This window comes from Bacillus sp. FSL M8-0063, from assembly GCF_038005545.1.
Classification (GTDB): Bacteria; Bacillota; Bacilli; order Bacillales; family Bacillaceae_G; genus Bacillus_A; species Bacillus_A wiedmannii.
This window is the reverse complement of record NZ_JBBOTJ010000001.1, coordinates 1,289,755-1,310,873: the sequence shown is the minus strand read 5'-3', so window position 1 is coordinate 1,310,873 and position 21,119 is coordinate 1,289,755. Positions and strand designations below refer to the sequence as shown.

General features: G+C 34.5%; 24 protein-coding genes. 9 read left to right on the top strand and 15 right to left on the bottom strand.

All coding sequences use genetic code 11. From position 1 onward, the window contains the following. Window positions 1–11: 11 nt before the first annotated feature. Complete coding sequence (locus MKX31_RS06820; protein ID WP_149174129.1) at window positions 12–989, bottom strand: permease; 978 nt, start codon at window positions 987–989, stop codon at window positions 12–14. 184 nt (window positions 990–1,173) lie between these two features. On the opposite strand from MKX31_RS06820, the gene MKX31_RS06815 reads away from it, so the two are divergent. From MKX31_RS06815 to MKX31_RS06805, 3 genes are all read left to right on the top strand, one after another. Beyond that, window positions 1,174–2,361, top strand: coding sequence for a GTP-binding protein (locus MKX31_RS06815; protein WP_340980401.1), 1,188 nt, complete (start codon window positions 1,174–1,176; stop codon window positions 2,359–2,361). 186 nt (window positions 2,362–2,547) lie between these two features. Next, entirely contained in the window at window positions 2,548–3,513 is a 966-nt protein-coding gene (locus MKX31_RS06810; RefSeq protein WP_340980399.1) for a DMT family transporter, read from the top strand. Window positions 3,514–3,529: 16 nt separating this feature from the next. Next, the gene (locus MKX31_RS06805; RefSeq protein ID WP_064476500.1) at window positions 3,530–4,201 is read left to right on the top strand and encodes a GntR family transcriptional regulator; all 672 of its coding nucleotides are present in this window, start codon (window positions 3,530–3,532) and stop codon (window positions 4,199–4,201) included. A gap of 56 nt (window positions 4,202–4,257) precedes the next feature. Here the strand turns inward: MKX31_RS06805 and fbpA are convergent, their stop codons facing one another. Continuing rightward, the gene (gene fbpA, locus MKX31_RS06800) at window positions 4,258–4,428 is read right to left on the bottom strand and encodes a Fur-regulated basic protein FbpA (protein ID WP_000098301.1); all 171 of its coding nucleotides are present in this window, start codon (window positions 4,426–4,428) and stop codon (window positions 4,258–4,260) included. 193 nt (window positions 4,429–4,621) lie between these two features. After that, window positions 4,622–5,521: a cation diffusion facilitator family transporter gene (locus tag MKX31_RS06795; RefSeq protein WP_149174130.1), complete on the bottom strand. Its 900-nt coding sequence runs from the start codon at window positions 5,519–5,521 to the stop codon at window positions 4,622–4,624. A gap of 212 nt (window positions 5,522–5,733) precedes the next feature. Between MKX31_RS06795 and MKX31_RS06790 the strand changes: the two genes are divergently transcribed. After that, on the top strand, window positions 5,734–6,807 hold the full coding sequence (locus tag MKX31_RS06790; protein ID WP_064476502.1) for a WD40/YVTN/BNR-like repeat-containing protein: 1,074 nt from the start codon (window positions 5,734–5,736) through the stop codon (window positions 6,805–6,807). A gap of 39 nt (window positions 6,808–6,846) precedes the next feature. On the opposite strand, the gene MKX31_RS06785 is transcribed toward MKX31_RS06790, so the two are convergent. Both MKX31_RS06785 and MKX31_RS06780 read right to left on the bottom strand, forming a co-directional pair. Then, window positions 6,847–7,953: a DUF4179 domain-containing protein gene (locus tag MKX31_RS06785; RefSeq protein ID WP_222660949.1), complete on the bottom strand. Its 1,107-nt coding sequence runs from the start codon at window positions 7,951–7,953 to the stop codon at window positions 6,847–6,849. After that, window positions 7,950–8,516, bottom strand: a complete 567-nt coding sequence (locus MKX31_RS06780; protein ID WP_098103325.1) for a sigma-70 family RNA polymerase sigma factor — start codon at window positions 8,514–8,516, stop codon at window positions 7,950–7,952. The genes MKX31_RS06785 and MKX31_RS06780 overlap by 4 nt, the downstream gene beginning before the upstream one ends. Before the next feature lie 263 nt (window positions 8,517–8,779). On the opposite strand from MKX31_RS06780, the gene asnB reads away from it, so the two are divergent. After that, window positions 8,780–10,603 carry an asparagine synthase (glutamine-hydrolyzing) gene (asnB, locus tag MKX31_RS06775; RefSeq protein ID WP_064476505.1) on the top strand — a complete coding sequence of 608 codons (1,824 nt, stop codon included), beginning with the start codon at window positions 8,780–8,782 and terminating at the stop codon, window positions 10,601–10,603. A 42-nt stretch (window positions 10,604–10,645) separates the two neighbouring features. Here asnB and MKX31_RS06770 read toward each other — a convergent pair whose 3' ends face one another. Beyond that, window positions 10,646–11,473 carry a protein phosphatase 2C domain-containing protein gene (locus tag MKX31_RS06770; RefSeq protein ID WP_064476506.1) on the bottom strand — a complete coding sequence of 276 codons (828 nt, stop codon included), beginning with the start codon at window positions 11,471–11,473 and terminating at the stop codon, window positions 10,646–10,648. A 124-nt stretch (window positions 11,474–11,597) separates the two neighbouring features. Between MKX31_RS06770 and MKX31_RS06765 the strand changes: the two genes are divergently transcribed. From MKX31_RS06765 to MKX31_RS06755, 3 genes are read left to right on the top strand one after another with little or no spacing between them, the layout of a single operon-like run. Further along, window positions 11,598–12,008, top strand: a complete 411-nt coding sequence (locus MKX31_RS06765) for a MarR family winged helix-turn-helix transcriptional regulator (RefSeq protein WP_064476507.1) — start codon at window positions 11,598–11,600, stop codon at window positions 12,006–12,008. Continuing rightward, window positions 11,992–12,321 (top strand): DUF3147 family protein, encoded by a 330-nt coding sequence (locus MKX31_RS06760; RefSeq protein ID WP_103655426.1) that lies wholly within the window; start codon window positions 11,992–11,994, stop codon window positions 12,319–12,321. The genes MKX31_RS06765 and MKX31_RS06760 overlap by 17 nt, the downstream gene beginning before the upstream one ends. 36 nt (window positions 12,322–12,357) lie before the next feature. Then, a complete protein-coding gene (locus MKX31_RS06755) occupies window positions 12,358–13,218 on the top strand; it encodes an alpha/beta fold hydrolase (protein WP_149174132.1) in 861 nt (286 codons plus the stop codon). An 18-nt stretch (window positions 13,219–13,236) separates the two neighbouring features. Here MKX31_RS06755 and MKX31_RS06750 read toward each other — a convergent pair whose 3' ends face one another. The 6 genes from MKX31_RS06750 to MKX31_RS06725 all read right to left on the bottom strand — a co-directional run bounded on the left by MKX31_RS06750 (window position 13,237) and on the right by MKX31_RS06725 (window position 16,728). Further along, window positions 13,237–13,608 carry a hypothetical protein gene (locus MKX31_RS06750; protein ID WP_046959012.1) on the bottom strand — a complete coding sequence of 124 codons (372 nt, stop codon included), beginning with the start codon at window positions 13,606–13,608 and terminating at the stop codon, window positions 13,237–13,239. Window positions 13,609–13,697: 89 nt separating this feature from the next. After that, window positions 13,698–14,273 carry a histidine phosphatase family protein gene (locus tag MKX31_RS06745; protein WP_064476510.1) on the bottom strand — a complete coding sequence of 192 codons (576 nt, stop codon included), beginning with the start codon at window positions 14,271–14,273 and terminating at the stop codon, window positions 13,698–13,700. A gap of 121 nt (window positions 14,274–14,394) precedes the next feature. Then, a complete protein-coding gene (locus tag MKX31_RS06740) occupies window positions 14,395–15,486 on the bottom strand; it encodes a serine hydrolase (protein WP_149174133.1) in 1,092 nt (363 codons plus the stop codon). A gap of 101 nt (window positions 15,487–15,587) precedes the next feature. Continuing rightward, window positions 15,588–16,223: a cupin domain-containing protein gene (locus MKX31_RS06735; protein ID WP_064476512.1), complete on the bottom strand. Its 636-nt coding sequence runs from the start codon at window positions 16,221–16,223 to the stop codon at window positions 15,588–15,590. Window positions 16,224–16,384: 161 nt separating this feature from the next. After that, a complete protein-coding gene (locus MKX31_RS06730; RefSeq protein ID WP_061680580.1) occupies window positions 16,385–16,546 on the bottom strand; it encodes a hypothetical protein in 162 nt (53 codons plus the stop codon). A gap of 65 nt (window positions 16,547–16,611) precedes the next feature. Further along, a complete protein-coding gene (locus tag MKX31_RS06725) occupies window positions 16,612–16,728 on the bottom strand; it encodes a hypothetical protein (protein WP_002011946.1) in 117 nt (38 codons plus the stop codon). A gap of 131 nt (window positions 16,729–16,859) precedes the next feature. Between MKX31_RS06725 and MKX31_RS06720 the strand changes: the two genes are divergently transcribed. Next, window positions 16,860–17,282, top strand: a complete 423-nt coding sequence (locus MKX31_RS06720) for a YfmQ family protein (protein ID WP_064476513.1) — start codon at window positions 16,860–16,862, stop codon at window positions 17,280–17,282. 51 nt (window positions 17,283–17,333) lie between these two features. On the opposite strand, the gene MKX31_RS06715 is transcribed toward MKX31_RS06720, so the two are convergent. From MKX31_RS06715 to MKX31_RS06705, 3 genes are read right to left on the bottom strand one after another with little or no spacing between them, the layout of a single operon-like run. Next, the gene (locus MKX31_RS06715; protein WP_064476514.1) at window positions 17,334–18,167 is read right to left on the bottom strand and encodes a hypothetical protein; all 834 of its coding nucleotides are present in this window, start codon (window positions 18,165–18,167) and stop codon (window positions 17,334–17,336) included. A gap of 20 nt (window positions 18,168–18,187) precedes the next feature. Then, complete coding sequence (locus tag MKX31_RS06710) at window positions 18,188–19,450, bottom strand: MBL fold metallo-hydrolase (protein WP_142315092.1); 1,263 nt, start codon at window positions 19,448–19,450, stop codon at window positions 18,188–18,190. Then, window positions 19,447–21,117 (bottom strand): ABC transporter permease, encoded by a 1,671-nt coding sequence (locus MKX31_RS06705; RefSeq protein ID WP_340980385.1) that lies wholly within the window; start codon window positions 21,115–21,117, stop codon window positions 19,447–19,449. Before MKX31_RS06705 ends, MKX31_RS06710 begins: the two co-directional genes overlap by 4 nt. Between the last annotated feature and the right edge of the window lie 2 nt (window positions 21,118–21,119).

Genomic DNA, 21,119 nt, shown 5'->3' with positions numbered 1-21,119 from the left:
TTTCCCACCTCCTATAACGTTGTAATTTGCACGATTGTGTACACCGATAAAATAATAATTCCAATCAAAAAGAATACAAATCTCTTTTGAAAATAAGCAAATAGCATTAATGTATTTTTCATATCAAGCATAGGTCCAAACACAAGAAATGCGAGAAGTGCTTTTACAGAGAAGACATGTCCAAAAGATGCCGCTATAAATGCATCAGCTGCTGAGCAAATGGATAAAACATAACCAAATCCCATCATAATAATTGGGGAAATTACTTCATTATGGGCCACTGCATCAAGTACATTTCGATCAAAAAACGTTTGAAATACGCTCGCAAAAAAAGCACCAATCAATAAATATTTACCCGTATCAAAAAACTCATCTACAGTGTGATTCACAACATTCCCCCAGCCCTTTTTTTCTTTTTTCTGAATCGGATCCTCTATATCTTTTAAAATATTGTTCCCGCGATAGAAATAATACACAATTAGCCCAACTAATAGCGCCGCACAAATCGTTAACCCAAAGCGTGCATATACAATTACATCATTTTTTTGAAATGCATATACGGTAGATAAAAGAACAATCGGATTCATAATAGGTGCACTCAATAAAATTACAATTCCTACATGAAGAGGGAGTCCTTTTTGAATAAGTCTTCTTACAATTGGTATAATGACACATTCACACATCGGAAAAATGATTCCGACAAATACCGCTGGAATCATTGCAACAATCTTTGATTTCGGCATTACTTTTTGAATCATATCTTCCGTCACAAACACTTGAATGAGTGAAGAAACAATTACCCCTAATAAAATAAAAGGTATTGCTTCGAATATAATACTTAAAAACACGGTATTCACATTCAACCATTCTTGTGGCATACTTTTGTGCAAATTTGCTAGACTTGTAAAATCTACAAAAAATAATAAAAAAAGAAAAATAGAAATAAGGGCTATTCCTATTAATTCTTTTGAAACTCTATTAAAGACCAACATTATCCCCCACTTTATTCATATTAAATTGTATACTTGTCCAAATGCCCTACACTACTACAGCACAAATTTTATAGTCTATTCCTATTCTTAAATCGTAATCATTATGATTTATTATTGATTTTTTCTTTTCTATCACTTAATATAAAACGTAATCATTACGATTTAAAGGAGAGATCATTTTATGAAAAAAGTACCTATCACTGTATTAAGTGGGTTTCTAGGAGCTGGAAAAACTACTCTACTACATCATATTTTGGCTAATAAGAGCAACTTAAAAGTGGCTGTTATCGTTAACGATATGAGTGAAATAAACATTGATGCATCGCTTATAAAAAAAGGTGGGTTTTCACGTACGGAAGAGAAATTAGTAGAAATTCAAAATGGTTGTATCTGCTGTACACTACGAGAAGATTTAATGATAGAAGTGAGTCGGCTTGTTGAAAACGGTGATATTGACTATATAGTTATTGAAGCTTCAGGTATAAGTGAGCCGATTCCAGTTGCCCAAACATTTACTTATACTGACGAAGTACTTAATATCGATTTAACGAGAAATTATCGCCTCGATACGATGGTTACAGTTGTAGATGCAAATAAATTTTGGGATGATTTTGCAGATGGTGAAAGTTTATTAGACCGTAAACAGGCTATCGATGAAAATGATACTCGAGAAGTTATTGATTTACTAATAGACCAAATTGAATTTGCGAATGTCATTATTCTTAATAAAATTGATTTACTAGAAAAAGAAGATAGGGTAGAACTTCATCATTTACTACAAAAATTAAATCCCGGTGCAAAAATTATTGAAGCTTCATTTAGCAATGTACCATTGCAAGAAATTTTAAATACAAATTTATTTAATTATGAGGAAGCGAGTCAATCGGCGGGCTGGATGCAAGAACTAAATAGTGAACATCATACACCCGAAACTGAAGAATATGGTATCAATTCCTTTGTATACCGTCGTAAATCCCCTTTTCATCCTGAACGCCTTATGAATTGGCTAGAAAAATGGCCTGTAGATGTTGTAAGAGCGAAAGGCTTTTTCTGGCTCGCATCTCGTAATAATATGATAGGGCTTCTATCTCAAGCAGGTTCCTCTATTACAATTCAAGGAGCAGGTGAATGGATAGCCGCATTACCTGAAACTGAAAGAAATCAAATTATTAAAGAAGAACCCGAAGTATTGAAAAACTGGGACGAGCGATATGGAGATCGAATAACTGAGCTCGTATTTATCGGTATTGATATGAATCATTCTGTGATTGAACAATCATTAGATGATTGTCTATTAACAGACAAGGAAATGGAACAAAAGTGGAATACATTTGTTGATCCTATTCCGGCTTTTACTTACACTTCATAATCTAAAATAAAAAGGCTTCCGTAAACAGAAGCCTTTTTATTTTATCGTTCTCTTATTTAACAAATTTTCTTTAATTTGAATAACACTTTACATTAAGAAAGAAATTTCAATTTATTAATGTTTCTTTCTGTGATATATTGCATATTGTATCCGATATATATTTTTAAAAGGAGGACTATATACAGTATGGATCCAAATCGTTTAAAAGGAATCATTATGGTTGTAATTGGTGCTTGTTTATGGGGCTTGTCCGGGACAGCTGCACAACAACTTTTTCAATATGAAAATGTTTCTACTGAATGGTTAGTTACAATTCGTTTGCTTATATCAGGCTTTATCTTGCTCCTTATTTCATCATTCGGAACGAGAAAAAAAGAAATATTCGGCATATGGAAACAAAGATCTGATGCTACTAAAATGATATTGTTTGGCCTATTCGGTATGCTTGCTGTACAGTACACGTACTTCGCTTCTATTAAAGAGGGAAATGCCGCTGTCGCAACATTATTGCAATATTTAGCTCCCATATTCATCACTGTATACTTACTTTTCAAATGGAACGTTCGACCATCAAAAATTGATTTCATTTCCATTACCCTTTCATTAGTAGGCACTTTTCTCTTACTAACAAACGGGTCTGTTCATAACTTGGCTGTTTCTACACCAGCTATTATTTGGGGTATTTTATCTGGATTATCTCTTGCTTTTTATAGTTTATATTCAAAGGGATTACTAGAAAGGTGGTCTTCCTCTGTTATCGTTGGATGGGGCATGATTATTGGGGGTATTGGCGTTACGATTCTACACTTTATTTCTACAAACGAATTCATTTTATTATCGACTATGAAATATGTAAAACTAAGTACCCTACCGCTCATAACATTTGTCGTCATTTTCGGGACACTGATTGCATTTTATTTATACTTAGACAGCATACGATACCTGACTCCGAAAGAAACAACATTATTCGGTTGTACTGAACCACTCGCGGCTATTATTTCTTCTGTACTTATATTGCACGTACCCTTTCAATCTTTTCAGTTATTAGGGGCTTTTTGTGTCATTGTAATGGTGCTCATCTTAAGTCAAAAACCGGATGAAGGGAAACAGAAATTAAAGTTTGTTCATGAGAAAAAAGAAAATATACAATGAAAGGATTGAATTCACTATGCCCATCCCTCAAAATTATAAAAAACAAGGAAGAGTTTCGGCAAAATCACTCGTTTTAAATCAATTACAAGATTGGATTATTGAAGGTGTTTTACAGCCTGATGAAAAAATTAATGATGGGGAATTGGCTGAAGCACTAGGAGTAAGCAGAACACCTGTAAGAGAAGCACTTCAAATATTAGAGCTTTCTGGATTAGTGGAAATGGTACCTGGGCAAAAAACAAAAATTGCTCCTATTAAGTTAGACGACATTCCTATCATTTATGAAACGATGGCTGGTCTTCACTCTATTATAGGAAAGCAAGCACTTCAAAAAATTACAGACGCTGATCTGAAACTACTTTCTGAAATAAATGCTGATTTTCAGCGCTCTATAGAGAAGAAAAACGCAAAACAAGCTTTAAAACTAGATATACAATTTCACAATACAATTTCTTCTATTGCTAAAAACCAATATATTGAACCCTTTCTAGAAAATATGCAACTTCATGTTCTACGCCTTGAATATTTATTTTTCCAAAACTTTGTTCCAGCAAGTCAATCTATTGAAGAACATCACTCTATCATTCAAGCATTGCAAAAGCAGGACGAAAAACAAATGGAACAAATGATGTCTCAAAACTGGCTCCGTCCAATGAAAGAAATATCAAAAATAATTTCTACGAAATAATAATAAAGCTGGTTACACAAAATCGTAACCAGCTCACCTTTTACTAATCTATATAGCTATGCCTGAATATCTGCATAATCTTCCATATCTTCGTACTCTTTTTCCAATTCTTCTAAAGACAGCTCGTATAATTGTCGGTCGCGAATTTTAAACACACCTGCTCCAATTAACTCATCAATTAAATGCCTCTTACGATTTTCAACAGCAAAACGGAGTTGACTACTCATCTTTTAAAAAACTCCTTTCCACAATCATTGAAAATGATAATCTTTATCAATTACCACTTTTGATTATAAAAGATGACTCTTTATAAGTAAAGTAATTTCATGAAATATTTACCTTACAAAGTATTTGTGGCCACATTATATATATGTATGCCGTGCGAAAAATGTTATGACACATTTTCTTATCCTTTTTCTTTCATACTTTGCAAGTTGTCTCACTATGATTAAATTCACCATCTATTTCTACTTGAATGGTGACATGTTCTACATGAAACTTCTCCTTTAATACATCCGTAGCCTCTTTTAATACATTTTGCGTTTCATCACCTTTAATAATCAAATGGCAAGTTAATACTTGAAAATCAGATGTGACAGACCATATGTGCAAATCATGAACTTCTTTTACAACCGTAATATTTAATAATGTAATTTTTACCTCTTCAACATTTATGTGTTGGGGTGCACCTTCCATTAATATATGAACGGTATCACGTGTTACACGCCATCCGCTAATAATGACTAAAATAGACACAAGAATACTAGCAATCGCATCAGCAACAGTCCATCCGAAAAATTTAATAAATAGCGCAGCAATAATCGCTCCGACTGATCCTAATAGATCGCCTAATACGTGTAGGAACGCGCTTCTTAAATTCAAATTCCCCTTCACATCTCCGCCTCTCATTAATATCCAAGCTGATAAAATATTAATAAGCAGACCAAGTACAGCAATAATGAGCATCCCATTACTAGCAATCTCAACTGGCTCTTTAAAACGGCGAATTGCTTCAATAAAAATGTATACTGAAATGACAATAAGAACGACACCGTTACATAATGCCGCTAACATTTCGACTCGCTTATACCCATATGTTTTCGCAGTTGTTGCTGTTTTTTCTCCAAGCTTGAATGCAAGTAAACTTAGCGCTAAGGATACTGCATCACTTAGCATATGCCCCGCGTCAGATAATAGTGCTAAGCTATTCGTTACAAATCCCCCAATAACTTCAGCAATCATAAAGCTTGTCGTTAATAAGAAAGCAATTAATAACGCTTTTTTATTTTTTGAATGACCGTGATCATGTGAATGTCCCATACGAATACTCCTTTAAGTGCAATATCTGTATGTTAGTATGAAACACATTCCCTATCTTTATCCCCCATTAACTGCCCATAAACGCCCGCTTCCTCTATCTACACATTTCGCTATTTTTCAAACAAGTCCTTTTTCTCAACAAAAAATAAGACTACTTCCTTTTCAGCTTCATATTGTTTACTAATGAAAAAATTTCTAAGGAGGTTACTAAAATGAAACGTTTATTTCTCTGTATGGAGCGTGAACTTGTTGTAGTGAAAGAACAATATGGTCACTTTGAAACAGCGTATCACTTACAAAATATGCAACCTACCTGTATTGCTGTTGATCCATTTCAAAAGAACCGTGTATATTGCGGCACATTTGGACGAGGTTTATGGTTAAGTGACGATGGTGGGGATTCATGGAGACCGATTGGAGATTCATATCGTTACTTTGATTTCCCTAAAGAAGATGGTATTTTACATTCTTCGATTACTTCTATAACGATAAGCTCAAATGAGCAAGTTAACGGCTATGGCGTCGTTTATGTCGGCACAGAACCGAGCGCTTTATTCCGTTCTGAAAATGGTGGTGAAACGTGGACTGAACTTAAAAATATGAAATCATTATTATCTTCTTATACGTGGGCTTTTCCGCCTAGACCTTTCACCCATCACGTACGCTGGATTACAGTTGATCCAAACACCCCAAATACAATCCATGTTTCAATTGAAGCTGGTGCTGTTATTCAAAGTAATGATAGAGGGCATACTTGGATTGATAAAAAATTTGGTGCTCCTATCGATGCTCATCAATTGCTTATGCACCCTGACGCTCCAAATCGCCTTTATGCATCATGTGGTGACGGATTTATGGGCGGACCTGATCGTGCATATCTTGAAAGTTATAACAGTGGAAACAGCTGGATTTCATGCAGTGAAGGACTTGAACATCATTATCTATATAGCATGGCTATCGATCCGGCTGATTGTGATACAATCCTCGTTTCTGCCGCACCGAGTGCTGACCTCGCTCATCATCGTATTCCTTATGAATCTTATATTTATCGTAAAACGAAAGATTCTCCTTTCCAGCAAGTGCAGCAAGGTCTACCATCTGCAATTGGTACAGTCATTTCAATGTTTGCAACAAATCCAGCAGAACCACATACGTTTTACACTTTAAATAACAATGGCATCTTTCAATCCAATGATAGCGGCGAATCGTGGGAACAACTAAACATTCCTTGGAAAGATGAGTATAAAACGCAGCATCCGCATGCGTTACTTGTAGCTAGTTCTTAACGAAAAAAGACTGCCTAACGGTTTTAGGCAGTCTCTCTTCTATTTCTTTAAATCAATTACGATATCATCTAGAACAATATCTTTACTCTTCGCTTCTTTTTTCGGCACTTCAATTTTCTTCTCTTTTCCATTCACATACTCCACTCCACCATGATTTTCAGGTGTATGAACTCGCAAGTGCACACGAGGTGTAACGATAAGCTTTGTGGCATTTTCGTTTAACTTTTGGAATGTAGCACTCCAACTACTTTTATGGGGTTCTGCTACTGTACTACTTCCGCCATTTCCTTCACCAGCATAATGATTTCCTAAATCATCTTTTATTTCTAACTCAACATCCGCACTATCCCATATACTTCGTAATGCCTTAGTTTCTTCTTGATTATAAAAAACGATAAAGGACATCGGGGTTACTTCCATTTTGTCTATATTTACTTTTATTAATTCATTTTCAGAAACCCTATTAACCTTTACTTCTTTACTATCCATTGCTTTTAAACTAAGCGCGAAATTCCAGTTCCCCTTTATTGCATTACCTTCATAATCCAACTCAATTGCCTCTATATCCCACCAAACATTTGCAACATCTAACCTTTCACTACCATGACCACTCATCGTAGTCATACCTACATACTTTCCCTCTCCAACTTTTGTAACGTCCGAACTACCTCCTCCGCCATCAAAGCCCATCACTTGCGGACTTCCAAATGGGAACGGTTTCTCTCCTAAATCTTTTTCGCTTTCAATAGAATATGTGATTGTAATTGTTCTACCATCGAACACAGCATCATTAATTGTAACCTTAACCCCATTACTCTCTCTCATCATATTCAATTCAGTCGAAAATTCTTTATAATTTTCATATAACCCTGTTCTACCATTATCTAAAAATCGGAATATGTCACCTACAATTGGCAATCCCCCGGCATATGTAGGAAACCCGATACCAAGCGTTGCAACTGATAACCCTACTAAAATAGATGCAGCAGCGACACTTTTTTTCCAACTTTTCATCTTTTTCTTCGTACGTATCGATTGTTTTACATTGCGCTTCGCTTTTTCTTTTTCAATTTCAGAAGCCTCAATTTCCTCAAGTTCTTTTTCATCTATATCAATGTCATTTAATAGTTCATAAATGTCTTTCATATTGCACTACCTCCAAAACTAATATTCGTAGCATTTTGTTGTAGTTTCTTTTTTCCACGGTACACACGATTATCGATCGCTGCCCGAGTTAACCCTAACTTATCTCCTATTTCTTCTGTCTTCATACCGAGAAGATATTTCATAATGAACACCTTTTGATCTAACGGTTCTAATTGATTAATAAGCTTCAATAACTCTTCCCTATCTTCCATAACGATTAATTCATCTTCCGCTGACTTTTCCGTACTAATATGAAACTCATCTGAAATAATTTCTACTTTCCTAGTCGCTTTCCGATAATAATCAATCGCCTTAAATTTCGCAATCGCCGCAATCCATTTTTTAAAGTCACTCGGCTCTCCATGAAATTTATTTGCGTTATTCCAAATGGAAAGAAATATATCGTTTACACATTCCTCTATGAGTCCATCATTTTGAACTGGAATAAGAACTTTGTGCGTTATTCCTTTTATGAGTGGTAAGTATGTATCGACAACGAATTCTAGTGCATCTTCTTTTTGCCGTTGTAATCTTTTTATAAAATTTTTCTCATTTGATTTCATGTAGCGATTCCCCTTATTTTTTTGTAAAAGCTTTTACACCCTATATAACGTCTTACAAAATATTTTCTCTCATCTTTTTTTATTTTTTGTATGTTATGGAATACTTTCCCTAAGCCATTGTCTCACATAACTATGTATTACAAGAAAATTTTCTCAAGTCTGCCCTTTAATTCATGTAGTACACTATTTATGTAGTGACTTTTTAACTTGATGTACATTTTATTTCATTAATCTACTATTTTAAATTAGGAGATGAGATGTGTATGTGTGGAATTACAGGTTGGGTCGATTGGAAGGAAGATCTTTCAAAACAACATGTTATTTTAGAAGAGATGGCAAATAGTATTCAGCATCGTGGTCCTGATGCTGAAGGATTTTGGTTTTCACCACGTGCGGCTTTTGCACACCGGCGTTTAATTGTTATTGATCCAGAAGGCGGGACACAGCCGAAGACATTTCGTGCTGGTGATTATACGTATGCTCTTACTTATAATGGAGAAATTTATAATTTCCGTGAACTGAGAGAGCAACTTCGAAAATGTGGTCATGCATTTGAAACGCATTCAGATACAGAAGTGTTACTACATGCTTATTTAGAATGGAAAGAAGATTGCGTACAACATTTAAACGGAATTTTCGCTTTCGCCTTATGGGATGATCAGAAGCAACAGTTGTTTTTAGCACGTGATCATTTAGGCGTAAAGCCACTCTTTTACACTGAAAGAAATGACAGCATTATTTTCGGATCTGAAATTAAAGCATTATTAGCTCATCCATCTGTTCCTGCTGAAATTGATGCAAATGGCATAAGCGAAATATTTGGATTAGGCTTATTTCGAACTCCAGGATGTGGCGTCTTTAAACATATTCAAGAAGTGCGTGCTGGACATTCTATAACGTTTACACGTGATAAAAAAGTAGTTAAGAAGTATTGGAATTTAGAAAGTAAAGTTCATACAGACTGTACTGAAGATACATCATCACATATTTTATCTATTTTACAAGATACAGTAAAAAGACAATTAATTGCCGATGTTCCTCTTGTCTGCATGTTATCGGGCGGGTTAGATTCTAGCGGTATTACTGCACTAGCGGGGAAAGAATTTGCCGCTGAAAATAAAACACTTCATACGTATTCCGTTGACTTTGTAAATAGCGCCAAAGATTTCGAGCTGACATTTGCTCGCACTGGTTTAGACGCCCCTTGGGTAAAACGCGTTTCTGAACATGTAGGGACATCGCATCATGACATTATTGTGAATGCTGAAGAATTAGCAAATCACTTATTCGTTCCTCTCCGTGCAAAAGATTTACCGAGTGCTGGCGAAATGGAAACTTCACTATATTTACTATTTTGCGAAATGAAAAAAGATGCAACTGTAGCTTTATCCGGAGAATCTGCTGATGAAGTATTTGGTGGGTACCCTTGGTTTCATCAAGAGGATTTACTATTTGTCGATAAATTTCCTTGGCTAACAAATTGGAAAAACACTTCCCCTCTTCTACTAAATGAAGTAAGTAACCAATGCAAATTAGAAAACTATATTGATACACGATTCCAAGAAGCGATACTTGAAGTACCTACTCTTGAAGGCGAAAATAAAAAATCCGCGAAACAACGTCAAATGTTTTATTTATTTTTAACGAGATTTCTCCCGTTTTTACTTGACCGTAAAGACCGTATGAGTATGGCTGTAGGATTTGAAGTTCGTGTACCGTTTTGCGACTATAGATTAGTTGAATATTTATGGAACGTTCCTTTCAACATAAAAAGCATTGATAATATTGAAAAAGGTATTTTACGTAGAGCACTGCAACCTGCTTTACCTGACGATGTACGCAATAGAAGAAAAAGTGCTTATCCAACTTCACAAGATCCACATTATTTACAAACAATCCGTCATTTATCACTCGACTTGTGCAGTAATAAAAACAATCCTATTTTCTCACTTATTAATCATTCCACATTACTTGCCATTGCCGATGAAAGTAATAAAGAAATTAACAATTTTGAAGCAAGAAGTGCTATGGAATATATGCTACAAGTAAATGAATGGTTGAAAACGTATCATATTCATATTGCTTAACAAAAAGGAGTTCAAGGATAAAAACCTTGAACTCCTTTTATATTAATTAGCACATTGTTTATTTTCAGTATCAATAGACCACCCAATAATTGTGGCACAATCTCTACCTTTCCACTGCAGTACATTTGTTAATACTGGCTCAATCTGTAAGCAACTTCCGTCGTGCAATATTTCTACTAAAGATTGATCATCATCAAATTTTCGTTTATCACACTCTAAAATACCGTCCGTTGCCATGACGATGTGATTCATTCCTTTTTCTAATCCCCTTACACCTGACGTAAAACAAGGTGTATTTGCTGCGAAAATATTTTTCCTACCGATATATTCGTAATTCTTCCGTTTATTTAACCGCCCTTTACTATTCTTCGTTTTCTCAGAATGGAATAAATATGCGAAGCAATCACCAACTGATAGCCAATATAAAAATTCACCTTTTCGTAAACAAATTAAGCATGCAAGTTCCTCATCATCTTGATCACATTTTTCAATAAACAGCTCATCTGTAAATAACGCTAATAAGTACATATGTGTATGATGAAAAGCTAAATGTATTGGGTATGAGAATAGCTCTTTTAGTTTCTCTTTTCTTTCTGAAATCGCTTCTATTATATAATTTATATTTTTTGTTTTGTGGTGTGTATCAAAAATCATAACAAATTCAAATTGTAATTCAGGATCCCACCAAGCAAGCACCGCATCTCCTCTTTCATATGCATCACTTTCTTGATTTCCCCCATATACGCCGACTGAAAGAGGACCACATTTTTCAACATGTATTTCATCTACATACATCTGTTCATGACTCATCCATTTGAATGTATTCACAGCTATCATCCTCTCTCCTGCTAAATGTATACCTTTACACATAGATTACCTTATATTTCAATAAAAATAAACTTTTTCAACATTTTCCATCCAAATAAAAGGATTTTATTTCTATTCTCACGAATATATCTTACTATGCGATATAAAAATAGGGGGATTTATCATTATGAAAGACATCAATCAACATTGGGAAAGTATTTATTATCACTTACGATATGAATATGAAGACAACCTTTCCCACCAAGCCATTCGTATTTTACAAATCGTTTCTCGTGAGAAAGATATAACAATTGGAAAAGTGGCTACTGAGCTTAGTCTCTCTCATAACACAGCGTCTGAACACGTAAAGCGCCTTATTCAAAAAGGATTTATCATGAAAGAAAGAAATAAACAAGATGAAAGGGTCGTAAACCTTACTTTAACGAAAGACGGCATTGAAGTATTAGAAAAGCATACTTTACTAGATAAAGAAAAGATAAAAATATTAGAATCACAGTTATCAAAAGAAGAACAACAATTAATTGAAAAAGCCTTTTCGTTATTAGCGAAGGAGGCACAATATGCATTTCCTCGTTAAAGTAATCGTTTCGGCACTTATTATCGGTGTGATTACTGAAGTCGCCAAACATTATAGTACGGTAGGCGGCTTTATTGCTGCCCTTCCACTCGTTAGTTTACTAAGCCTATTTTGGATTTCTTTCGAAGGTGGGAACAAACAAGAATTAAGTCAATTTGCTATAGGCGTATTATACGGATTTCCTGCATCCGCACTACTATTATTTATCGTCTATATTGGGTTGAAAAATTCGTTTTCACTTAGTGCATCTGTCCTACTCGGAATTGGGGTTTGGTGTATCGTTTTTGCTTGTCAAAAATTATTTCAAGCTTAGTTAGGAGGGTTTACTATTTATAAATTTGTAGAGGTACTGGGGCAAACTATAGAAGTATATATAAAAGGAAGTAGTAAACAAACGGTAGTTATTCAGACCGGAATGTGTTGCTCATTTTATGATTGGCTCCCTATTATAGAAAAACTTTCACAACATTTTACAGTCATTTCATACCATCGCCCAGGTTACGGAAAAAGTGAACTAGGAGATTATTCGCGTACTACAAGACAAGCGACAAACGAACTTCATATGTTACTACATAAACTTGCTATTCAGGAACCTATCATTCTAATCGGTCATTCCTATGGAGGCTTATGTGCACAACATTTTGCGATGTTACATGAAGATAAGCTGCAAGCACTTATTTTAGTTGATTCTACTTCTATGAACTTACACCGATTAGATGAACTTCATTTACCAATTTCTGACCAAACGGATTCGGATAATATGTGGTTTCAAAAATATATTACATACTCCAAAATGGATATAGATATGCTTTATAATGAACTAAAACCTATACTCGTTGATCAACCAAGACAGTACATTGAATTTTCTACCTCTCCTCTATTATATAAAGCGACAGCTTCTGAACTATGTGCGTGGAAAAATTGTGCTCGCTTAATAAAAGAGTTATATAAAACATTAGAAACACCTTTAATCGTTATCGGTAGAGACCCTCAATATTCTATTACTCAGTTGACTGAGGATGGCATGCCAAAAGAGGAAGCCACACAACTAGAAGCAATGTGGCAAGAACTGATTCATGAACAACTACAACTCTCAATAAATAGTCAATATATACTTGCCGAACATGCTGGTCACGGAATAGAAAATGATCGACCAGATATTATTATTGAAGCAATTCACCCCTTGCAAATAAAAAAAGGAAGCAACTAACGCTGCTTCCTTACTTATCTATTCATAATCTTCTTCATCATCGATTTCTTCATAATACGAATTCCCATTACTTACATATATAGGGCCATTCGCAACGTCAATACGTAATACCCATGCCCACGGCACAGCTAAACGCTTATGTATCGCTCGCCAAAAGCTCATTGATTTTCTTTCGTACTCCTGGAACTCCTGAAGTAACTCTTTGTAGGAGGAACCGTCTAACTGAATATTTGCTTCTAACAAACGAGAATGGGCATAGTACTGCAGCTCTAGTTCAGCAGCAATTTCCATTTCTTCTTCCGTTGCCATACCAATAATTGCTCCATCTGCTGGTACAATTTCAAATACGTTCTGAACTTCAATAAGCCCTTCTTTCTCTTTCTCAAACATGTAAACAGCCTCCTTTAACACAAATTTTTTATGTTACAAAGTCATACTTCTACAATAACTTCTCCCTTTCCTCTTTTTTTGATAAACTTTTACAAATTATTTATCTGATAATCTGTAGACTGTATTCTTTCAGCAGAACTGAAACAATTATTATCAAAAGTTAATTTATACACGTCAGGCATATGAAGGATTTTCCAAAACTGAAAATCATATTTCGAATCAAAATAATTCATTAGTAATACCATAATATTCCCATGAGTACCTATTACAATATTCTTACCTTTATATTTTTTTAATATACTTTGCATACATATTATAGCGCGTCTTTGTGCTACATCATTTGATTCTCCGCCTTCGTATGCATAATTCCAATCTCCCCACACTTTCTCCATAGCATCATCAAAATCCTGTACCGGCTCTGTACTTAATAACCTTTCACGTAAATCTTCTTCTATTTGTATCGATATATTATATGTATTCGCGATTCCTTGCACAGTTTGAATTGCTCTTTTGTACGGGCTAGAGATCACAACATCGATATGTTTACCTTTTAACAAGCGTGTTACATTCTCTGCATCACAATGCCCTTTTTCAGATAACGGCCGTTCCCGTTCTTGTTTTGTATATGTAGAGTGGGCATGGCGAACGAAATATATTGTCGTCATTTTTCAACTTCCTTTCTTATTTTCAATCTATATTCAATGAAACAAATAAGAAATCCTGTATTATAAAAAGAAAAGGATACTTTCTAAAAAGCGTCCTTGTTTACATAATAAAATTATTCCATTATAATTTCCTTCTAAACTCTTCATCTGTTATAGCATCTTGAATAAAATAATCTATATTATTTCTTAGCTTTTGATATGCAACTTGATCTTCTATACCATTAAACATAATTACAACTTCTACCTTATTCCCCTTCTTATCTGTACTATACAAACTTTTTGTCAATACGAATGCGGTAGATCCACCTTTTTGACCAGCAAATTCTAACTTACTATTATCAACTGTTCCTTTGAAAATATTCTCGATTTCTTCTTGCATTGATTTTGGAAAATACTTTCTACTATTTATCTTTTCCATTATACTCATATAATCTTTAGCGTTTGCACCCACTAATCGATCTGACCAAATTCGCTGAAATTCCATATCTACTTTTAATGGGATATCCCGTTTTTTCCATTCTTCTTCATCTTTCATCCATTCATGAATTTGTAACACATGTTTATTATACTCATCACTTGACATGTTACGTATCATTTCTAACGATTGATTTTCTGGCTTATGAAGCTCTTTTTCTACATACCCTCTCATATATAGTGCGGCAGTATACGAAGAGAACTTGTCATGACTAGTAAGCTCTAACTCTTTTATACTTTCATTTACTCTCTCTATTCCAAGCTTATCTAACAAATATGTTGTATTCGCATTAGAACTATAATGAATCATCCCTTTAGCGACTTCTTCTAAAGTAATCTGTCCATTTTTCACTAATTCTCTCGCTTTCGCATCTTCTAACCAGTCAGGATGCGCTCCACCATCAGTGTTTTTAACGTAATATTTTTCTAACTCCTGCAATGAAATTTGTTCATCACGGCTTATCTTTCCTTCTGACACTTGCTTAGCAAATTCAACTGCTATTACGATTTTTGCCGTACTCGCTAATGGCAATTTTACATTTTCATTTATAGATGTTAATATTTCCCCATTTTTTCTAATTAGTAATGAACATGTTTTATCATCTTTATGTTCTTTTATGTACTTTAATACGTAATCAGGATCTTCTTTTGACAAATAGTACTTCATAATAACAAAGAAAGCTATAACCGCTACTATAATGACTCCTGCAACAATTCCTATAATCTTTAATATGTTCACAATATGCCCCCTCTATAAATCCCCTTCTATATAATATATTATAGCGAATCAAAATACAAAATTATACAAAATAGAGTAACTCTTCCTAAAAAATGAAAGAGTTACTCTATTTCACATGATGTTATTTGTCCATTTAACGTAACAACTATATTTGAGTCGTCACTTTCTTTAACGCTATTTAGTCGATTTGAGTTAGGAGGACCAATTACAACTGACTCCTTAATTGGCGAAAGATCCTTTCCTAATTTTTCTGCACTTACACCATATGCAGCTTGAAATACTTCTGGCGGTGTTAATCTAAGTATGTCTGATCCTTCTGCTGTTTCAAACTGATCGTTATTGAAAAACAAATGTAATTGTACTTCTTCTGTTATCGCTGTAATCCAATGCCACCATCCCATTGGAATAAAGACAGTTTGCCCCGCCTTTATATGATAATTTTGCAATTGATTCGTTTCGGGATTTAAAATGGATGTAACTGCTTCTCCTGATACAACAACATCTAATTCCCACGCATTCGGATGCCAATGCGGTTCCCGCATATGCCCTTTTGTCATAAATAAATCAACAAACGCTCCTCCTATCATCGCTGGTAACTGTGTTGACGTAACTTCATATGCAACGTTTTTATCATCCCTTTTAAAAAAGACATTTTTTCTCGAATCAAAGAAAAGGTTTGGAGTTCCTGAACTTTTCTTTAAATTTTTATTATCTGGAACATAACCTGAACTACTCATTTTATCCCTCTTTTCCACTCCGAACATTTCTACTTTCACACTGTATCCTATGGAAAAAATGTATGAATGTGCCTATCATTCACATAACAAAAAAACATGCCTTCATGATGAGAGCATGTTTTGTGATATTCTTCACATTGTTTAGTTAAAAAATAAACTTTTTACTTGCCATGATGTAACATTAAATCACTAAGTTCTTCTTCAATGTGATTTAATTTCGCAACGCCTTCTTTCCATTTATGAATATAACGTGAAACCCCGACAATAAATAAACCAATAATTGTAGAAAGAATAATACCATATACGATTGTTACAGTACTCATAGTTACACTTCCTTATAATTAGTAATGTTGTTAGTAGTTATATTTTTATTATAAACCTTTTTCTTTTAAAATACTTCGATTTCAACTTTTTGTAACAAAATTGATTTTTCTAATATTTCGTTCGTAAAAATGGCATATTTTTCACAAATTATACAAAACTTCACCATATGTACTATTACCATATGAGTTATATTGTTAAATAGGATAAAGTGAAATTTTAGTCAGTATGGGGGATCTATCCCACACTGATTATTAGCCCGCACCAACCGGGCTTTTACGGACCGTTACTGTGGGATAAAGGGGATGATATACTATGACGACTTGGTTTATTGTAATGTTAATTGTATTTGGGGCATTTAAAATTATCGTTTCTAGCCTTCCCAACTCTGTTATTGAATCCATTATTAGCAAGTACGAGACACATCCACAACTTGAAGAAGAGAATGTGACTGTTACAATTAATGGAAATAACTTAGAAGGCGAACAAAAATCCAAAATTATTCATGATTTTAACGAAGGTTTATTTTTAGATCGCTATTACGCACCACCACACAATGAGGGCACGCCTTTAATTATCAATGAAAAACGTGGTAAAAAAGATTTTATCTTTTACATTTATAGTCATGAAGAGCATGTTGATGTTGTAAAGCAACATAAAAAGAAGGTAGTTGCTTATAGTTTACGCTCTAAAAACCTTCAAAATAATGATATGTTCGTGTCAGCTGATTTAGCTTAATACTCATATATTAGAAAAAGGAATCCATATATACGGATTCCTTTTTACTATTCACTGAAAAATAAGCTCTGTCTTCAAACTATCTTTCGGTAACAACCATCCTTTTTGTTCTAATCTCTTCATTAATAATTCTCTTTGTTTTGTTGCAATACTTTCCTCATTTGTTTTAAACGACACTTCTATTACGAAATCATCTTCTATTTTCCCTGTATTACTTAGTGGCCAAACTTCAATATTCGTTTTTATATTTTCAAACTCCCCTGTATACCTTTTCATTAATACAGGACCGTAAATACGAGAGTTCTTGAGCATTTCTTCTCCCCAATTCGTATACGACCATTTGTTCATTTTCCCTGGCAACTTTTCTATTAACATGTTTTGAGCGGCTCGTTCGTTCGGTAAATCAAGTACTCCATACCCTTTAGCACTGTAGGTTTTCTTATTTGAAATACTTAACGTTTTCTTCTCAAATCCCCAATCTATTTCCGCCTCATAGTTATCGGTTTTACTATCAAATCCATCCTTTTTAGCCACTTCTAGTGCATCTTGAATTACACCATTTTGAATAGGATATCTTTTTTTATATGTTAGCTCAAAATCTTTACTAAATTCTTTCTTTCGAATTCTCGCAAACCACCCTTCATTATTTAAATTTTTATTTGCTGTATCTAAAAATTGCACTTGTATTCTTTCATAATTTGTACCAGCCTGAAAATGTTCTAATATCTCTTGGTTCATTTCTTTGTTGTAACCTAATACTTGTTCTGGCTTTAATAATAACTTCACTTCAAAACTAGGTGTCATTGGACTGGCAGCAAACCCTTCCTTAACGTTATAAAGGAAACAACAAAATAAAATGCTTACGAATACAAATACTTTTTTCATATACCTATCTCCTTTGCATTTTAAATGACTTCTATACGTTCCATAGTAAGTGAATACACATTTTCATACCCTGCCGTGCTAAGCTTTTTCTGTAATCGATCCGTATCCCCTTTTAAAGCATGTACTAACACCGTATGTTCTGGTAATAATGTATTTAACATCTCTTTCACATCTCTTATACTTTGGTGAACTTTATATGGAACTCGCTTCACCCTACATTCTTTACCTACACGTTCTTTCAAAACTTTGTCTGCAAAACTCCCTTTAGCAATATGTCCAGTAAATATAATGGAATGTCGTTCTTCATATCGCAGTTGTTCATAATATAACTGCGCTCGTTTCGTTTGCATATTCGCATCACTCATTATAACTATTCCATAACTATTTTGCGTACCGATGTCATGATCCATAACGATTATGTTTCTTTTTAAACTCTCCAGGATCCGTTCAAGTTCTTCATTATTTTTGAGCCAATCTTTATATACGAACATTTCTTGGAATCCATCCAAAATTTCTTGATCTACTATAATGGGAAGTTCTTTATACTTTTCATATAAATACAATACGATATCTTGCGCTCTACCAAGCGGTGGCAATGGCAATAATGCTATTCCTTTCTTTTGCGCAACTCGTTCAATTTCTGTACACAGTTCATTTATTCGTTCATGTTGCGAAACATCATCAGTATGATAAGCGGCATCTACGATTGCGACTTTTATATCGCCGCGCAACTTCTCAGGTAAATTAGCTCGTAGTATGTTAGACTCTGCTGAATAATCGCCAGAATAAAATACATATGTATGACTCATGTCCACTAAAAACCAAACAGCCCCCAATACATGCCCACTATACCCCCATTGAAAACGCAATGTAGGTGTAATCTGTATCCATTCATTCGGATTACTAATCTCATCAATATATACATAATTTAAATCTTTAACATTTTGGTCGTTATAAGGTACATTCCATCCTTGCGTCAAATTATAGTTTCTCCATTTTTCATAATAAGCGGGAAGTTGCTCCTTCGTATAACGAGTCGTCCAAATTTTTTTCTTATATCCATACTTCGCTAATAAAGGTAAGCCCATCGTATGATCTTCATGAATATGTGATAAAAATACTGCATCTAAAAACGGTACAACTTCCCTATCTATTTTTGGATAACTATCCTCATATGATCGATTAATACCACAATCAAATACTATTTTCGTCTCTTTATTTTTTACGAAGTAGCAGGAACGACCGTATTCTCCCGCTCCTCCCCATACTTCTATCCTCATCATGCTACCCCTTTTCGTTTTTGCTCCATATGTTGCAGAAGTAATAAACATATTGTTGTAAGTCCAACGGAAACGACAGCCATTGCCATGCCAATAGATACTTCTCCTTGTTCAAACTGAGCAAAAATAAATGTTGCTGACGTTTCTACTGATGGAGGTAATACGAGAAGCGATGCTACTAATTCTCTTATCGAGATTGTAAATGTCATCGCCCATCCAGCAAGAATTCCCGGGATAATAAGAGGTAATATTATTTTTCTAAAAATATAAATATAATTTCCAGAAAAAATACTTCCTGCCTGTACAAGAGAATCATCAATTTGCCCAAGCGATGCTTTTACATACTGCACCGTATAAGGTAAAAAAAGAACGACGTACGTTACGATAACCATGACTGGTGTATTGTAAATTGACAGGGGCATATAGGGTGAATTCCAGAATAAAATAAGCCCTACAACCATCACGATTCCTGGTACCATATTCGGTAACATACCGCACATATCAAGCCATTTTTCAGAAGACTTTTCGCCCTTTCGGATCATAAGTGCCAAAAATACTCCAATCATAGCAGCAATAATCGCTGTTATAAGTGAAAAAAGAAAACTGTTCCATAAAGCTTCTAATCCTGGAGAGCCAATTGTAAATAATGCTTCATAATGGCTCGTTGTAAAGTTATTTACCTGTAAGCCGTCGCCTCTTAATTTCGATAATGAAGCAATCAGTATAGAAAAATACGGGATTCCAATTGATACGATTAATAAACTAATTACATAAACCCATGCTACAATGCGCGTAAATATAGACAATGTATACCTTTTAGATTTCACACCTTTTCCACTAACCATTGCATATGAGTACTTTCGATTCAATACATTTTGCATATACCAAATGAGCATACATGCACTAAGTAATAAAGAAGATAATGCTGTTGCACTACTAAAATCAATCGGCCAACTCGAGATAAATTTATGAATCTCTGATGTTAACACATGAAATCCTATTCTTCGTCCGAATGTAGCCGGTGTTCCAAATTCAGCAATCGTCTTTACGAAAATGAGTAAAGCACCCATTACATAACTTGAAACTAATAATGGCAATATTATTTTTCTTAAACGGTAGAAAAAGCCTCCACCATGAACTGCTGCAGCTTCTTCTTTACTACTCCCAATTTGAAGTAACGTATTTTTCAACATGAAGTAAAGGAATGGGAATAAATGCAGACTCATAATTAAAACCATGCCGCCTAAACTAAAAAACGAAGATGAAATCGTCTTTAGCATCGGAAAAAACTGTTCGAAATAGCCGTTCGGTTGCATGAACAAAATCCAGCCCATCGATCCAATATACGGCGGTGTCATAAATGGAATCATAAAAATAATATCCAACTTACTATACTTTCCAACATCTGTTTTACTCATAATAAACGCTAATGGAAATGCAAATATGGTTGCTCCTATTACTACGAGTACACCTAAAAGCATCGAGTTTAGAAAAATCCCCGCTAATCCACCACTCTGCATCACTTCAAAAGGCTTTAAAAAATTCCAACTACTATTTTCGTATACACTAGAAAATAAAATGAGGAAAAGCGGAATGACGATTAACATCGCCACAAGCAACAACGCTACCATCATTCCAACTTGTCTTACTGATACGAATCGATTTACCATGT

Bases quoted from the DNA above. Each gene is read 5' to 3' on its own strand.
- MKX31_RS06815 (WP_340980401.1), top strand. From the start codon at position 1,174: ATGAAAAAAGTACCTATCACTGTATTAAGTGGGTTTCTAGGAGCTGGA.
- MKX31_RS06810 (WP_340980399.1), top strand. From the start codon at position 2,548: ATGGATCCAAATCGTTTAAAAGGAATCATTATGGTTGTAATTGGTGCT.
- MKX31_RS06805 (WP_064476500.1), top strand. From the start codon at position 3,530: ATGCCCATCCCTCAAAATTATAAAAAACAAGGAAGAGTTTCGGCAAAA.
- fbpA (WP_000098301.1), bottom strand. From the start codon at position 4,428: ATGAGTAGTCAACTCCGTTTTGCTGTTGAAAATCGTAAGAGGCATTTA.
- MKX31_RS06795 (WP_149174130.1), bottom strand. From the start codon at position 5,521: ATGGGACATTCACATGATCACGGTCATTCAAAAAATAAAAAAGCGTTA.
- MKX31_RS06790 (WP_064476502.1), top strand. From the start codon at position 5,734: ATGAAACGTTTATTTCTCTGTATGGAGCGTGAACTTGTTGTAGTGAAA.
- MKX31_RS06785 (WP_222660949.1), bottom strand. From the start codon at position 7,953: ATGAAAGACATTTATGAACTATTAAATGACATTGATATAGATGAAAAA.
- MKX31_RS06780 (WP_098103325.1), bottom strand. From the start codon at position 8,516: ATGAAATCAAATGAGAAAAATTTTATAAAAAGATTACAACGGCAAAAA.
- asnB (WP_064476505.1), top strand. From the start codon at position 8,780: ATGTGTGGAATTACAGGTTGGGTCGATTGGAAGGAAGATCTTTCAAAA.
- MKX31_RS06770 (WP_064476506.1), bottom strand. From the start codon at position 11,473: ATGTGTAAAGGTATACATTTAGCAGGAGAGAGGATGATAGCTGTGAAT.
- MKX31_RS06765 (WP_064476507.1), top strand. From the start codon at position 11,598: ATGAAAGACATCAATCAACATTGGGAAAGTATTTATTATCACTTACGA.
- MKX31_RS06760 (WP_103655426.1), top strand. From the start codon at position 11,992: ATGCATTTCCTCGTTAAAGTAATCGTTTCGGCACTTATTATCGGTGTG.
- MKX31_RS06750 (WP_046959012.1), bottom strand. From the start codon at position 13,608: ATGTTTGAGAAAGAGAAAGAAGGGCTTATTGAAGTTCAGAACGTATTT.
- MKX31_RS06745 (WP_064476510.1), bottom strand. From the start codon at position 14,273: ATGACGACAATATATTTCGTTCGCCATGCCCACTCTACATATACAAAA.
- MKX31_RS06735 (WP_064476512.1), bottom strand. From the start codon at position 16,223: ATGAGTAGTTCAGGTTATGTTCCAGATAATAAAAATTTAAAGAAAAGT.
- MKX31_RS06730 (WP_061680580.1), bottom strand. From the start codon at position 16,546: ATGAGTACTGTAACAATCGTATATGGTATTATTCTTTCTACAATTATT.
- MKX31_RS06725 (WP_002011946.1), bottom strand. From the start codon at position 16,728: ATGGTAATAGTACATATGGTGAAGTTTTGTATAATTTGTGAAAAATAT.
- MKX31_RS06720 (WP_064476513.1), top strand. From the start codon at position 16,860: ATGACGACTTGGTTTATTGTAATGTTAATTGTATTTGGGGCATTTAAA.
- MKX31_RS06715 (WP_064476514.1), bottom strand. From the start codon at position 18,167: ATGAAAAAAGTATTTGTATTCGTAAGCATTTTATTTTGTTGTTTCCTT.
- MKX31_RS06710 (WP_142315092.1), bottom strand. From the start codon at position 19,450: ATGATGAGGATAGAAGTATGGGGAGGAGCGGGAGAATACGGTCGTTCC.
- MKX31_RS06705 (WP_340980385.1), bottom strand. From the start codon at position 21,117: ATGGTAAATCGATTCGTATCAGTAAGACAAGTTGGAATGATGGTAGCG.